Source organism: Rhodococcus sp. S3 (assembly GCF_058211795.1).
In genome coordinates this window covers 2,997,430-3,011,770 of the sequence record NZ_CM177074.1, presented here as the reverse complement: position 1 = coordinate 3,011,770, position 14,341 = coordinate 2,997,430, and the positions used below count along the sequence as shown (strand labels likewise).

The following is a 14,341-nucleotide window of genomic DNA, read 5'->3' as shown; positions in this document are numbered from 1 at the left end:
CCGAACGCAGGAACCGGCTCAGTTCACGCGTTCGGCGACCAGCGGAACCAGCTCGTCGAGCGCGAACGGCACCGACAGCACCGAGTTCGTCGAGAACGCCGCGGAGATGTCGGAATCGCTGTCGAGCACGAGGAACCGGCCGTCGCGCACCGCCGGGATCTGCTGGAAGACCGGATTGTCGGTCACCTCGGCGGCCGGCACGTAGATCGGCAGCACGATCAGCAGGTCGGAGTCGAGCATGTCCAGGTTCTCGTCGGAGACGGTGATGAAGAAATCGTCCGTCGCCGCGGCCTGCACCTGCGGATTGTTCACGAAGCCGAGCTCGGTCATGAAGTCGACGCGCGAGTCGCCGACGACGTAGGCGCCCCACCCCTCCGACGTGTAGGAGGCGACGGTGACGGTCTTGCCCGCGAACTCGGGATTGTCGGCGGCGGCCTGCTCGAAATCCGCATCGATCTGCGACAGCAACTCGGCACCCTTGTCCGGGACACCGAGCGCCGTTGCCACCGAGGTCACCTGGTCGTCGAGCGAGGTGAGATAGGCGTCGCTGCCTTCCGGGCCGCCGACGGTCGGGGCGATCCCCGACAGAGTCTCGTAGCGGGCCTGCTCACCGGAACTCTTGGTGTCGAGGATCAGATCGGGCTCCTGCGCCGCGAGCAGCTCGAAGGACGGCTCGATCGTGCCGATGAGCTCCGGCGGCGAGTCGTACAACCCCTGCGCCCACGGCCCCACACCGTCGCCGCCGAAGGCGAGCCAGTCGCTCGCCGCCACCGGCTGAACACCGAGCGCCAGTGCGGTTTCGGCGTCGCCCCAGCCCAGAGCCGCGACGCGTTCGGGGGCGGACTCGATGGTGACCTCCCCGAACTTCGTGTCGACGGTGACGGGGAAGGCACCGTCCGACGGAGCCGAACCGGAGTCGGACTCCGTGTCGGAGGATCCGCACGCGGTCAGCGCGATCGCGGTGGCCGTGAACAGAGCGGCGGAACGGAGCAACGCAGCGGATCGGCGTGTCATGACGGGCCTCGAGTCTGTCGAACAACAAGTGAGGCGATCCTAACCCGGTGGGGTGACCGAAGGTGAAAACCCGCCGGAAACCGCGCAGGACGGCTGTTCGAGCGCGCAGTATGTGTCCGTGACCCCACCTGACGACGGTCGGCCGGCACGGGCGAACCTGGTGCTCGCCTCCTTGATCCTCGTCGCCGCCGTGGCGAACCTGAACCTCGCCGTCGCGAACGTGGCACTGCCCGACATCGGGAAGGCGTTCGACGCGAGCCAGACCCAGCTCAACCTCGTCGCCGTCGCTTATTCCGTCGGTCTCGCCGCGTCGGTGCTCTACCTCGGGGCCGTCGGCGACCGCTACGGACGCAAGACGATGCTGCTGCTCGGCATGGTCTTGTCGGTTCCCGCCTCCGCGGTCGCCGGATTCGCGCCGAACACCGACGTGCTCTTCGCCGCCCGGGTGCTCGGCGGCGTCTCCGCCGGTCTGGCGTTCCCCACCACCCTGGCCCTGATCACCGCCCTGTGGTCGGGCGCGGCGCGCACGCGCGCCATCGCGTTGTGGTCGTCGATCGGTGGCGGCCTGACCGCGCTCGGCCCGCTCGTCGCCGGCATGTTGCTCGAACAGTTCTTCTGGGGATCGGTCTTCCTGGTGACGATCCCGCTCGCGCTGATCGCGCTCGCCCTGACCTGGATGTTCGTGCCGAGCCACGTCAACGAGTCGACCGACCCGGTCGATCATCTCGGCGGCCTCGTCTCGGTGGTGCTCGTCGGTTCGCTCGTCCTGGGCATCAACTTCGTGCCCGTCGACGGGATGAAGACCATCGCGGTGTCCGCCCTCGTCATCGCTCTCGTCGCGGTGATCCTCTTCGTGATGCGGCAGCTGCGCGCGGCGAATCCCCTGTTCGACCTGCGGGTCGCCCGGCGTCGCGTGTTCTGGGTCGCGGCCGTCGCGGGCATCATCGTGTTCGGCACCCTCATGGGCACGATGTACATCAGCCAGCAGTACCTGCAGAACGTGCTCGGCTACTCGACGCTCGCGGCAGGATCGGCGGCGCTGCCCGCCGCATTCGTGATGGTGCTGGTGGCACCGCAGTCGGCGAAACTCGTCGGGTCGCGCGGCTCCCGCTTCACCCTGCTGTCGGGTTACGTCGCGATCGTGGCCGGACTCGTCGTCGCACTGATGCTGTGGGACGAGGACGCGCACTACTGGGTGATCGCCCTCGGATACATGTGCCTCGGCGCCGGTGTCGGTCTCGCCGGTACCCCGGCCTCGCATTCGCTCACGGGATCGGTGCCGGTCTCCCGCGCCGGAATGGCCTCCGGCACCGCCGATCTGCAACGCGATCTCGGCGGCGCGATCGTCCAGTCGATCCTCGGAGCGCTGCTCACGGCCGGATACTCGGCCTCCCTCGCCGCGACGATCGCGGCGAGTCCTCAGGCCACGGCCGTCGACGAGCAGACCGAGACCGCACTGGAGAAGTCGTTCGCGGGAGCCGTCGGGATCGCCGGGCACTATCCGCAGTACGCGCCGCAGATCATCGAGGCGGCCCGGTCGGCCTTCCTCGACGGCGACACCCGCGCCTACACGGCCGCGATCGCGATCGTGCTGGTCGGAGCAGCGTTGGTGGCCTTCGCGTTCCCCTCACGCACGGCCGAGATCGCGCTGCTCGAGCGGTACGCCGAGGAGGACGGTGACGCGGCGGTCGACTCGTCCGAAAAACCGGCCCACTGAACCCGGATCCTCACGCCGTCCGGGTCGGTCCGGCGGTCAGACTGAGTGCGACCAGCGTCCGACGTCACCCCGCTCGAGCGCGACGGCGAGCAGTTCCGGGAATCGGTCGGGCGTGCACGCGAAGGCGGGAACTCCGAGTTCGGCGAGTGCCGCCGCGTTGTCGCGGTCGAAGGACGGTGCCCCGTCGTCGGACAACGCGAGCAGCACCACGACCTGCACCCCCGCGGCGAGCATCTCCCGGATGCGCGAGAGCATCTCGGCGCGGATGCCGCCCTCGTACAGATCCGAGATGAGCACGAACAGCGAATCGGCCGGGCGCGTGATCAGCGACCTGCTGTAGGCGATCGCCCGATTGATGTCGGTGCCGCCGCCGAGCTGGGTGCCGAACAGCACGTCCACGGGGTCGGCGAGCTTGTCGGTCAGGTCCACCACCGCGGTGTCGAATACGACCAGCGAGGTGCGCAGCGCCCGCATCGACGCCAGGACCGCCGCGAACACCGACGCGTAGACCACGCTCGACGCCATCGACCCGGACTGGTCCACCGCGAGCACCACGTCGCGTTTCACCGCCTGCGACCGGCGCCCGTAACCCACCAGTTTCTCGGGCACCACGGTGCGATGCTCCGGCAGGTAGTGGGCCAGGTTCGCGCGGATCGTGCGGTCCCAGTCGATGTCGCGCAGCTTCGGGTTCGACGTCCGCGACGACCGGTCGAGCGCGCCTGTGACGGCGGCGCGGGTGTGCTGCGCGATGCGAGCCTCGATCTCGCGCACGACCTTCTCGACGACCGTCCGTGCCGTCGCCTTGGTGGTCTCCGGCATCACACGGTTCAGGCTCAGCAACGTGCCCACCAGGTGCACGTCCGGTTCGACGGCCTCGAGCATCTCGGGTTCGAGGAGCAGCCGGGTCAACCCGAGCCGATCCACTGCGTCGCGTTGCATCACCTGGACGACGGATGTCGGGAAGTAGGTGCGGATGTCGCCGAGCCAGCGCGCCACCCGGGGCGCGGACGCGCCGAGACCTGCCGTGCGCGGTGCGGTGCCGTCGCCGGGCGCGGTGTCGTACAGCGCGGCGAGCGCGGCGTCCATCGCGCTGTCGTCGGCCGAGGACAGCGAGCCCGTGGAGTCCTCGGCGGCCTCGCCGAGTGCCAGCCGCCAGCGGCGCAGGCGTTCGGTGTCTCCGGGTTCGGTTGTCATGCCGACACTCCCAGGATCGACGCGGTGGCGGTCAGGGCGATCCGGCCGCGGTCCACAGCGGGCGGTGTCTCCGCGCGGCGGGTGCGTTCGCCGCGCACCGTCTGCCCGAGCAGGCGTCGCTCACCGAACGCGAACGACCCGAAGGTGCGCCGCAGGACGGGCAGGACGTCGACGAAATCGTCGTCGGTGAGACCGCTGATCCATTCGTCGACGAGATCGAACAGTGCGCTGTCGTGGACGAGCAGGAGCCCACCCCCGCCGAGGAACCCGTCGATCCAGCGTGCCTTCGCGGGCGCGGGTGACCCCACCGACAACGCCCGCGCGACCCGCACGGCCGCGTCGTGTTCGCCGAGTCGGCCGGTGTCGCGCAGCATCCGGGTGGTGCGCCCGACGAGCAGACCGTCGACGTCGTCGCGCTCGCTCACCGATGTCAGCGTGTCGAGCCATCGGCCGGTCGCGCTCGGATCCGCGCGCAGCGCGAGAGCGAGGTGCACGTCGTCGATAGCGGTGCGCAGCGCATCGGCGGCGTCGTGGTCGAGACCGGTGACCGCCGCCGGGAGACCGGCGCACACCCGCGCGAGCAGGGCGTCGCAGACGTGGTCCAGGGAGGACAGATCGGTGCCCCGCACATCGCCGTACCGGACGGTGCGCACGAGGGTCGGCAGTGCGCTCATCAGGTGCAGCACATCGTGATCGAGTGCGGCGGCCGCGTCGATCGCCGTCACCAGCGACGGGATCGTGGTCCGCAGGTCGGCGAGCAGCGCCCGTTCGAGGAGTTCGGTGAGGTCGGCGAGCGCGATCCCGGAACGTGCGGCACGGTCGGCCACTGTGGCGCCCGCTGCGGATTCCACGGTCGTGCCCCACCGCGACGCCTCGACGATCGCCACCGACAATTCGGGTTCCCACCGCAGCGTCCAGGTCTCGCGGAAGGTGCCGGTCGAGCGCACCTCGCTTTCGGTGGGCGTGCCCCAGTCGATCCCGAGCAGCGCCAGGCGGTGCAGCAGTCGCGACCGCGCGACGTCGATCTCGCGGCGCAGGTCCAGATCGAGGTTCTTCGCTTCGGCGGACCGCTTGAGACGCAACGACTTCGCATTGCGCTGCAGGTCGGTGTCGAGCGGGACGGTGGGGGTGTCCTCGGAGACCGAACCGAGGGCCTCGCCGACGACGAGCCGCCGCGTGACGAGGTCGAGCAGGACGTCGTCTCCGTCGCACAGCACCGATCGGGTCGCCTCGACGACCTCGTCGAGTCCGGCCACCGCGCGACCGCGCAGCGCCGCGAGCGTGTCGGCCAGGCGCGTCGCCTCGATGACGTGGGCGCTCGAGACGGGCAGATCCTCCTCGCGCAGGACACGGGCCACGCGGGTGAACCAGCGTGCGGTCGTGTCCGCAGGCTGTGTGAACAGGTGGTGGTACCAGCCGGGTGAGGTGATGCCGGCGCCGTAGCCCGACGACAGCGACAACCGGGAGTGGCTCCACGGCACCCACGTGAGGGTGGTCTTGACCTTGGGCATGCCCTTGAGCAGGCGCGCGTCGGGCGCGGCCGGTCCGAGCCGGCCGGTCAGCGCGGGCGCGTGCATCGCCCCGCACACCACGGCGATCGCGCGGGCCCCGGCCTTGACCGTCGCGCGCAGCACCTGCCGCATGTGCGCCTCGCGTCGCGCGGTGTGGTCGTCGATCCCGACATCCTCGCGCAGCGCCCGCATCGCGTCGGTGATCTCGTCGAAGGCCTGTGCGGTGCCGTGCTCGACCACCGCGTCCCACCACTGCTCGAAGTCGGCGTAGCCGCCGGCGCGGGCGAGCATGCCGAGCAGGTCGTCGGTCGCGCGGTCGCCGACCTCGCGTTCGGCGGCGAGCGACATCGCCGCCGGAAGGTCGCAGAACCGCACGTCGGCGTCGTGCAGGTAGGCCCAGCGCAACGCCTGCCACTCGGGCGAGAAGGCCGCGAACGGCCAGAACGCCGCCCGCGCCGGTTCGTCGCGGGCGTACGCCAGCAGTGCGACCGGCGGAACCATGTCGTCGGCCGCGGCGAGCGCAAGCACCGGCTCGGCGTCCGACGGCCCCTCGATGAGCACGGTGTCGGGTTCGAACTCTGCGAGTGCCTGCAGGACCGCGCGCGCCGAACCCGGCCCGTGGTGCCGGATCCCGAAGACCCGGATCTCCGCGGGCGCATCCGCGCGGTCGAAGAGAGCGTCGGTCACCCGGTGATCTCCCGGCACGCCCGGTAGAAGTCGGTCCAGTCGCCGCGTTCCCGGACGACGGCCTCGAGATATTCGTTCCAGACCACGCGATCGGAGACGGGGTCCTTGACCACCGAACCGAGGATCCCGGCCGCGACGTCGGCGGGCCGCAACACCCCGTCACCGAAGTGCGCCGACAGCGCCAGGCCACCAGTGACCACCGAGATCGCCTCGGCGGTGGACAGGGTGCCCGACGGGGACTTCAGCTTGGTCCGGCCGTCGGTGGTGACACCGCTGCGCAACTCCCGGAAGACCGTGACGACGCGGCGGATCTCCTCCGCGGCGGCGGGCACGGCGGGCAGTTCGAGTGCGGCGCCGAGTTGTTCGACGCGGCGGGTGACGATCGAGACCTCGTCCTCCTCGCTCGCCGGCAACGGCAACACGACGGTGTTGAACCGTCGACGCAGCGCGGACGACAGGTCGTTGACCCCGCGGTCGCGGTCGTTGGCGGTGGCGATGACGTTGAACCCCTTCGTCGCCTGCACCTCGATGCCGAGTTCGGGGACGGGAAGCGTCTTCTCCGACAGGATGGTGATCAGCGCGTCCTGCACGTCGGCGGGGATGCGGGTGAGTTCCTCGATACGCGCCACGGCACCGTCACGCATCGCGGTCATGACCGGGGAGGCGACCAGCGCGGCGGCGCTCGGCCCTTCGGCGAGCAGCCGCGCGTAGTTCCAGCCGTAGCGCACCGACTCCTCGGTCGTGCCTGCCGTTCCCTGCACGAGCCGCGTCGACGAACCGCTGATCGCGGCGGCGAGATGCTCCGACACCCAGGTCTTCGCGGTGCCCGGCACCCCGAGCAGCAGCAGTGCCCGGTCGGTCGCCAGGGTCGCGACGGCGACCTCCATCAACCGGCGTGGGCCGACGTACTTCGGGGTGATGACGGTGCCGTCGGACAGTTCGCCGCCGAGCAGGTAGGTCACCACGGCCCACGGCGACAGCTGCCACGACGGCGGGCGCGGCCGGTCGTCGAGTCGCGCGAGTGCTGCGAGTTCATCCGCGTACTGCTGCTCGGCGTGCGGACGCAGCAGGTCGGTGCCGGATACGCCGGATTCGGTGGTGTCGGGCGCGTCGGCCTCGGGCGCGTCGGTATCGGACGTGCCGGTATCGGACGCCGCAGCTTCGTCGGTGCCGACAACTGCGGGGGTCGACTCGAAGTCGGTCAACTCAGCTCCTCGTGGATCGTCTTGCGGAGGGTCAGGGTGTCGGCTGCGCTCGCGAACAGGTGCAGGCGACCGAGATCGTCGGTGCGGTTCGCGGCGTCGGCCAGCAGATCGGCCAGCTCGAACGGTGCCCGGTGGGCGAGCAACGTCAGCACGTCGCGCACCACGCGGGTGGTCGTCAGCTTCGTGTACAGCGCGGTGAGCACCTTCTCGGCGACATCTCGCGGCCACGGCGCCGGGAGCGCGGCGAGCAACGCGTCGTCGAGAACCGCGGGCGGCGACGTCTCGCGCAGGTGCGCGAGCAGGATGTCGCGAGGTACGACCCGGGCGACCGACGTGTCGACGGTGCCGTCGCGTCGCAGCAACGCCGCGGCCCATCCGCTGTCGCGTTGCCGGACCGCCGCGCGGCCCCACGCGTCCGTCAGTGCCGTGCGGATGGCGTCGTCGACGTCGAACTCCGGCAGCACCCCGTCTCCGGCGTGCTCGCGCCACACCGACAGCGGAGCGGCCGCGACTGCCGCCACCAGCAGATCGCGGGCCGGACCGTCGGAGAGACCGTCGCGGAGTGCGCTCTCGTCCGGCCGTTCGGGGACGGCGAGGGTGACGGTCGAGCCGTCGACGAGCAGCCATTGCCGCACTCGTTCGGCCATGCGTCGCGCGAACGCGGAGTCGTGGAGGCGGGGAAGAAGGTCGAGCGCGACGGCGCGAACCTTGCGGCTACGGTCGTCGAGGGCGCGCTCGAGCAGGTCTTCGTCGTGCGGACCGAGACCGACCGCGAGCAGGGCGACGAGTTCGGCCCGCTGGGCGGCGGTCTGCGCACCCCATGACGCCGCGAGCGTGGCTGTCGCCGCGGCCGGATCGTGCGCGCGGAGCACCTCGAACCATCGGCGTCGCCGGGCGGGCGGACCGACGTGCCAGGGCGTGTCGTCGAGCGGGTCGGGTGGCAGCAGATCGGCCCATTCCGGGTGGCGCGCGGCTACCCAGCGTCCGCGGGCGCCGGTGAGAGCGATCAGCCGGTCGCGGTGCACCGAGTCGGTGGTCGCGACGATCAACAGGTCGACCACGATGTCGTGCGACGCGCGGAACCGGGCCGCCACCTCGAACCATTCGTCGAGCAGCGGGGAGCGGACGGCGAGCAGCGCGCGCAGGCGTTCGGCAGCCGCGCCGGGAAGGACGGGACGGTCGTCGTCCGGGGCCGGCGACGGCCGTTCGCGGACCACCGGCACGGTCGCGGCGGTGAGGAAGGTCGCCTCCAGGGCGGCAGCGGCGAGCAGTGTCGCGGCGGGGTCTCCGGCGAGTTCGCCCGCGGCACCGGCCGTGTGCAGCGCGCCGAACTCCGGAGCGGAGCGTGCCGTTCCGAGAAGTGCTGCGGTCGTCAGCGATTCGGGCAGTGTGCTCACCAGGTCATCACCTGTCCTCCGGTGAACAGGGAGACCGGGGCGAGAGCGGTTCCGTCCCAGTCGCCGCAGACCGTCACGGGACGGCCCCCTGCGACAGCGTGCAGCCGCCAGCGGCTGTCGTCGTCTCCGGTGAGCGGCAGTGCCCGTCCGGACGGGTCGACGACGTACCATCCGTCTTCACTGTCGGTGGGAGTGACCGCGTCGAGCAGGACGGGCCAGGTGCGCAACCACGGATCTGCTCCGCGCATGCGGGCGTACTCGTCCAGTGCGGCGTCGAGTCCGGTGGCGGGCAGGGTTGTGAACGGCTCCGTCTCCCCGTGCTGCCGGCCGAGCACCGCCCGTAGTGGGGCCGCACCGGGGTAGAAGTGCAGATCGGCATCGACGAGCGACCCGGGGAAGGGGAGCGGCGCGGCGAAACGTGCTGTGCCGTGTGCGAAGTCGAGCAGGATCGCCCAGCGTCCGCTCGACCGTCCCCGCAACCACGTCTTGCGGGTGAACATCCGGCTCTCCTCGGTGACGCGGACGGCGAGGACCTGCCAGCGGTCGCGCACGGCCGGTTCGGCGCGGACCTCCTCGCTGCGGGTGCCGAAACCGAGATGGGTCTGCAGCGAACGCAGGAGCGGCCTCGGCAGTTCGTCGCGCTGCCGGTACGCCACGGCCATGAGGTGCAGGCGCGCATACTCTTCGAGCAGCCTGGCGGGCCAATCGGTTTCGTCGTTCACGACGGCGGCCAGGGCGCGCAGTGCCGACGCCACGCCGGGAGCCTGGGCATCCACCATGCGGGCAGCGATCGCCTCGTAGGTGTCGTAGCCGTGATCCACCGCCCCGAGGCCGTGCCGGATGCGGTCGGTCAGCCAGCGGTCGAGGTCGTCGAGTCCTGCCGCGACCCGCTCGGCGCGGCGCTGGGCGGTCGCCGGATCGGGTGCCTTGACCGGCTCGTCCGCCGGGGCGGGCGGTGCGGTGGACGCGGCGCGGGCGGCGAGCCATCCGGTGACGAAGTCGGGTGCCTGCCCCGTGGGTACGGCGCCCTCGGACCAGCGCACGAGCAGCGACAGGGCGTGCTTGCAGGGCAGCTTCCGGCTCGGGCACGTGCACGTGTAGGCGGGAGCGCTCGGGTGGATCGCCGTGCGATACGGCGTGGTGCCGCGTCCGCGGCACAGTCCCCACAGGGCGGTGGTGTCGTGACCGGTCTCGAGCCATGCGGAGGCGACGCCGCGCGCAGCCGTCAGCGAGGACGGATCGGGTGCGACGGCGTTGATCTGCTGGAGGGTCCAGGGGGCGGTCACGAGCGTCGAAGGTAGGAGACGGGTCCGACAGGAACGGCGGGGTCAGGATGTCGCACGGGTCTCCAGACGTGCGCGGATGCCGTCGACGAACAACCGCAGGCCGAACTCGAACCGGACGGCGGGATCGCCGTCGAGCAGTTCGTCGTCGGTCTCGGTCGGCTGTTCGGTCGCGACATCGGGGGACAGCGGTGCGCGGGTGAGCGCGCCGAGTTCCTCGAGCTGCGCGCGGGACTGCTCGTCGACGGTGTGGCCGAGCACGTAGTGCAGCAGCGCGTAGCCGGTCAGTTCGGCGTACGCCCGGGACAGACCCGCGCGTTCGGCGGTGGCCACGAAGGCGTCGCGCGCCCGGGAAGTGGTCAGCCGGGAGGCGTAGCTCGAGGCGACGAGTTCGGCGCCGTCGCGATGGGCGAGCAGCGCGGCGCGGAAACGGTGCGCCAGCTCGGAGAGGGCGTCGTCCCAGGCATCGCTCGCGGGCGGCTCGTCGACACCGTCGAGGATGCGGTCCGCCATGGCGCCGAGCAGGGTCTGCTTGTTCGGGAAGTGCCAGTACAACGCACCGGGCTGGACGCCGAGCGACGACGCGAGCTTGCGCATCGTCAGGTCGCCGAGCCCGTACTCGTCGAGGATCGCCATGGCGCCGTCGAGGACGTCGCCGCGTCGCAACTGCACTGCTTCTTCGCTCCCGCTTCTCCTGCTGCCCGCGGCGGTACCGCGCCGCCGGGGATCCGAACCGAAGGATTCGTGCCTTTGACACTATCGGACGCTTCGCCCTAACCTGAACGCTGTTCAATTGAACGATGTTCAAGTTCTCGCCACCCCAGGAGACGGCAGTGACCCAGGCGCCCGCCCGCACCGACATCCTCGAAATCGCTCGCGACCAGGTGCTCGGTCGCGGAATCGGCTTCGACCGCGACCAGACCCTCGAGGTCCTGCAACTGCCGGACGACCGCATCGACGACCTGCTGGCGGTCGCCCACGACGTGCGCATGACGTGGTGCGGACCGGAGGTGGAGGTCGAGGGGATCATCAGCCTCAAGACCGGCGGCTGCCCCGAGGACTGCCACTTCTGCTCACAGTCCGGCCTGTTCGCCTCTCCGGTGCGAGCCGCCCGGCTCGACATTCCGTCGCTCGTCGAGGCCGCGAAGCAGACCGCCAAGACCGGAGCCACCGAGTTCTGCATCGTCGCGGCCGTACGCGGACCCGATGAACGCCTCCTCGCGCAGGTCGCGGCCGGTATCGAGGCCATCCGCAACGAGGTCGACATCCAGATCGCGTGCTCGCTCGGCATGCTCACCCGGGACCAGGTCGACCGGCTCGTCGCGATGGGCGTGCACCGCTACAACCACAACCTCGAGACCGCGCGCTCGCACTTCCCGAACGTCGTCACCACCCACACCTGGGAGGAACGCTTCGAGACGCTGCGCATGGTGCGCGAGGCAGGTATGGAGGTGTGCTGCGGTGGCATCCTCGGGATGGGTGAAACCATCGAGCAGCGAGCCGAATTCGCAGCCGACCTCGCGGCGCTCGAACCCGACGAGGTGCCGCTGAACTTCCTCAACCCGCGCCCCGGCACCCCTTTCGGCGACCTCGAGGTGCTGCCTGCCACCGAGGCGCTCAAGGCAGTGGCGGCTTTCCGATTGGCGTTGCCGCGCACCATCCTCCGGTTCGCCGGCGGCCGCGAGATCACGCTCGGCGACCTCGGCGCGCAGAAGGGGATCCTCGGCGGGATCAACGCCGTCATCGTCGGCAACTACCTCACCACGCTCGGCCGGCCCGCGGAGACCGATCTCGATCTGCTCGGCGAACTGAAGATGCCGATCAAGGCCCTCGGCGAGACGATCTGATGTTCGACCCGTTCACCGGCGAAGCGATCGTCGACGGGACGGTCCGAACCCCTTCCGCAGCAGTGCAACTCGGACTCGAACCGCCACGGTTCTGCGCGCAGTGCGGTCGGCGGATGATCGTCCAGATCGCGCCGGACGGGTGGTGGGCGCGGTGCTCGCGTCACGGGACCGTAGACTCGGCGCTGAGCGAACGGCGCTGAGCGCCGACCCGATTCGACGGCCGAGGGGTTTCACCCATCGTCGTCGGGATCGCCCGGATAGGTCACGACGCCGTCGGAATCCACCGACGGTGTCGCGCCCCACTGTCCCAGTTCGTGTTGTCGCGGCTTCGCGTTGTTGACGAGATGCACGACGGTCCATCCCCGTGCGGCGAGGGTGTTCGCGATCAACAGCCGGTGACAGCGCCACGGCATCGGCTCGCCGCACATGATGGCGACGTGCTGATGCTCGGCCAGGTCGGTGAGGCGCTCCAGTCCGGCCTCGAAGTCGTCGGTGAGTGTGTAGTCGGCGTAGTTCTTGAAGCTTGCGTTCTTCCAGCCGGCGTTGACGGTCGGATCGATGTCCTTCTGCTTCGGCCGCCTGCCGCCCAGTTCGGTGAGGTGCAGGTAGCCGATCCCGGCGCTGTCGAGCCAGGACGGCATCTCGTCGGCGTCGAACTGCGGGCTGCGGCGCGAACCGGGCATCTTCCGCACGTCGACGACGAGTTCGATGTCGGCCGAGGTCAGGGTGTCGAGCAGGACGGACTGCGGACACGTCCAGTGGCCGATGGTCCACAGGACACGGGAATCGGCGCTCATGGCCCCCATCGTCCCATCACGCGTGCGCCACCCGCCGGCGTAGTTCCTCCGCTCCGTCGCCCTCCAATCGGGACAACCCCGCACGACGGCCCGCGAGCAGCAGCAGGATCGCGGAGATCGGTCCCCGCACCTCGGGTCCGGAACCGGCGGACCAATCGACATCGGTTGCGGTGAAACGGAATCCGTCGAGCGGGACGTCGGCGAAGACCCGGGCCTTCCCGGTGCCGCGGGTGGACCACATCCGAGTGGCGCCCGCCGCTGTGGCATCCGGTGGCATCGGCAGGTCGCGCTGCAGCGGCACCGCGATGTCCTGGCCGTGGACGAGCAGATCGATCATGGCCTCGAGCGGGGTGATGCCCACGTTGTGCCGCCGGGAACCGATCATCCCCCGGAGGCCGGCGATCAACTCCTGCGTCGGTCGCCGGGCACGGTCGCGAGAGGACTCACGGATGATCGTGTTCACCCCGCCGGGATGACGCACGACCATCCGCACGAAATCGACCACGGTGAGCTGCTGCAACGTGAGGTGCGCGGCGACGTCGCGCACGGTCCATCCGTCGCACAGCGACGGTCGGCGCCACTCGTCGTCGGTCAGTTGTTCCAGCAGGTCGGCGGTTCGTGCGCGCTGCTCGTCGATCGTGTTCCAGATGTCGTCGACGTTCATGGGATCACCTGTCCTGGGGTCCGCCGGACACACGATTCGCTCATTCTAGATCGCGGATCGCTCCCCACCCACGGATTCCGGTGCCGGTACGGCATCTTCCGCGGCACGGCTCACCGACTCCCACTCGAGCCAGGTGTCGATCTTCTCCCGGGTGGCGGCCACGGCCGCATCCAGGACCGCGTTGCCCAGGACGATGCGTCGCGGCGGTCGGTCGGCATCGACGACCGCGAGGAGTGCCCGCGCGGCCAGGGCGGGGTGGCTGTCGATGCTCGTGGACGCGCTCTGCTGCTCGATCTCGGCTCGCAGCGAGTCGTAGTCCGATCGCGGAGTGCTCACCGTCATGGTGGTGTAGAGGTCGGTCCAGTAGCCGCCCGGCTCGACGATCGTCACGTCGATGCCGAAATGCGCGGCCTCGGCGGCCAGTGCTTCACTGAGTCCTTCGAGGGCGAACTTGCTCGCGCTGTACAGCCCTGTGCCGGGCCCGCTCAGTACGCCCCCGATGCTCGAGATCTGCACGAGATGCCCGCGTCCTCGGCTCCGGAAGGCCGCTATGGCGGCCTGGCTGACCCACATCGCCCCGAAGAAGTTCGTCTCGAACTGTGCGCGCGCCTGCTCCTCGGTGAACTCCTCGACGAATCCGTAGGCCATGGTGCCCGCGTTGTCGACGACGATGTCGATGCCTCCGAAATGTTTTCGGGCGGTGTCGAAAGCGGCGAACACCGCTGTGCGTTCGGTGACGTCGGCCGGGAGCCGGAGGAGACGCTCCGGATCCCGGGGGAGATCGGCCGATCCGATCGACCGTGAGACGGCTACGACGTTGTCACCTCTCGAGAGTGCCGCTCGGACGAACTCCCTGCCCAGACCGCGGCTCGCGCCGGTGATCAACCACGTGCGAGGACGGACGCCGGGGGTGGCGGGGGACGCGGTCGGTTGGGTTCGCATGCATACCTCCTGTGTGAGACGAGACGGTTCGTCTCGTTCAACTGAGGATGACCCTCCGGGCGCCGCCTGTCAAGACGCAACGT

At 70.3% G+C, this 14,341-nt stretch carries 13 protein-coding genes; 3 read left to right on the top strand and 10 right to left on the bottom strand.

The genetic code is table 11. The features are described from left to right. Nucleotides 1-18: 18 nt before the first annotated feature. Entirely contained in the window at nucleotides 19-1,014 is a 996-nt protein-coding gene (locus AC0LPE_RS14090) for an iron-siderophore ABC transporter substrate-binding protein (protein ID WP_258260672.1), read from the bottom strand. A gap of 112 nt (nucleotides 1,015-1,126) precedes the next feature. On the opposite strand from AC0LPE_RS14090, the gene AC0LPE_RS14085 reads away from it, so the two are divergent. Further along, nucleotides 1,127-2,731, top strand: a complete 1,605-nt coding sequence (locus tag AC0LPE_RS14085) for an MFS transporter (protein WP_490606354.1) — start codon at nucleotides 1,127-1,129, stop codon at nucleotides 2,729-2,731. 36 nt (nucleotides 2,732-2,767) lie between these two features. Here AC0LPE_RS14085 and AC0LPE_RS14080 read toward each other — a convergent pair whose 3' ends face one another. From AC0LPE_RS14080 to AC0LPE_RS14055, 6 genes are all read right to left on the bottom strand, one after another. Continuing rightward, the gene (locus AC0LPE_RS14080; RefSeq protein ID WP_490604698.1) at nucleotides 2,768-3,925 is read right to left on the bottom strand and encodes a VWA domain-containing protein; all 1,158 of its coding nucleotides are present in this window, start codon (nucleotides 3,923-3,925) and stop codon (nucleotides 2,768-2,770) included. Further along, nucleotides 3,922-6,123: a DUF5682 family protein gene (locus tag AC0LPE_RS14075; protein WP_490604697.1), complete on the bottom strand. Its 2,202-nt coding sequence runs from the start codon at nucleotides 6,121-6,123 to the stop codon at nucleotides 3,922-3,924. The genes AC0LPE_RS14080 and AC0LPE_RS14075 overlap by 4 nt, the downstream gene beginning before the upstream one ends. Beyond that, on the bottom strand, nucleotides 6,120-7,193 hold the full coding sequence (locus AC0LPE_RS14070; protein ID WP_026061628.1) for an ATP-binding protein: 1,074 nt from the start codon (nucleotides 7,191-7,193) through the stop codon (nucleotides 6,120-6,122). The genes AC0LPE_RS14075 and AC0LPE_RS14070 overlap by 4 nt, the downstream gene beginning before the upstream one ends. Before the next feature lie 131 nt (nucleotides 7,194-7,324). Next, the gene (locus tag AC0LPE_RS14065) at nucleotides 7,325-8,725 is read right to left on the bottom strand and encodes a DUF5691 domain-containing protein (protein WP_085468376.1); all 1,401 of its coding nucleotides are present in this window, start codon (nucleotides 8,723-8,725) and stop codon (nucleotides 7,325-7,327) included. Continuing rightward, nucleotides 8,722-10,011: an SWIM zinc finger family protein gene (locus tag AC0LPE_RS14060; RefSeq protein ID WP_106199442.1), complete on the bottom strand. Its 1,290-nt coding sequence runs from the start codon at nucleotides 10,009-10,011 to the stop codon at nucleotides 8,722-8,724. The genes AC0LPE_RS14065 and AC0LPE_RS14060 overlap by 4 nt, the downstream gene beginning before the upstream one ends. A 42-nt stretch (nucleotides 10,012-10,053) precedes the next feature. After that, entirely contained in the window at nucleotides 10,054-10,680 is a 627-nt protein-coding gene (locus tag AC0LPE_RS14055; protein ID WP_059380986.1) for a TetR/AcrR family transcriptional regulator C-terminal domain-containing protein, read from the bottom strand. 161 nt (nucleotides 10,681-10,841) lie between these two features. Here AC0LPE_RS14055 and bioB point away from each other — a divergent pair, with 161 nt between their 5' ends. Then, nucleotides 10,842-11,855, top strand: coding sequence for a biotin synthase BioB (bioB, locus tag AC0LPE_RS14050; protein WP_490604696.1), 1,014 nt, complete (start codon nucleotides 10,842-10,844; stop codon nucleotides 11,853-11,855). After that, entirely contained in the window at nucleotides 11,855-12,055 is a 201-nt protein-coding gene (gene bsaP, locus AC0LPE_RS14045) for a biotin synthase auxiliary protein BsaP (protein ID WP_423660069.1), read from the top strand. The genes bioB and bsaP overlap by 1 nt, the downstream gene beginning before the upstream one ends. 30 nt (nucleotides 12,056-12,085) lie before the next feature. Here the strand turns inward: bsaP and AC0LPE_RS14040 are convergent, their stop codons facing one another. The 3 genes from AC0LPE_RS14040 to AC0LPE_RS14030 are packed head-to-tail and all read right to left on the bottom strand — an operon-like array spanning nucleotide 12,086 to nucleotide 14,258. Then, entirely contained in the window at nucleotides 12,086-12,652 is a 567-nt protein-coding gene (locus AC0LPE_RS14040; protein WP_145691165.1) for a DUF488 domain-containing protein, read from the bottom strand. Nucleotides 12,653-12,668: 16 nt separating this feature from the next. Continuing rightward, a complete protein-coding gene (locus AC0LPE_RS14035; RefSeq protein WP_490604695.1) occupies nucleotides 12,669-13,316 on the bottom strand; it encodes a maleylpyruvate isomerase family mycothiol-dependent enzyme in 648 nt (215 codons plus the stop codon). A 45-nt stretch (nucleotides 13,317-13,361) separates the two neighbouring features. Continuing rightward, complete coding sequence (locus tag AC0LPE_RS14030) at nucleotides 13,362-14,258, bottom strand: SDR family NAD(P)-dependent oxidoreductase (protein ID WP_490604694.1); 897 nt, start codon at nucleotides 14,256-14,258, stop codon at nucleotides 13,362-13,364. Nucleotides 14,259-14,341: the final 83 nt, after the last annotated feature.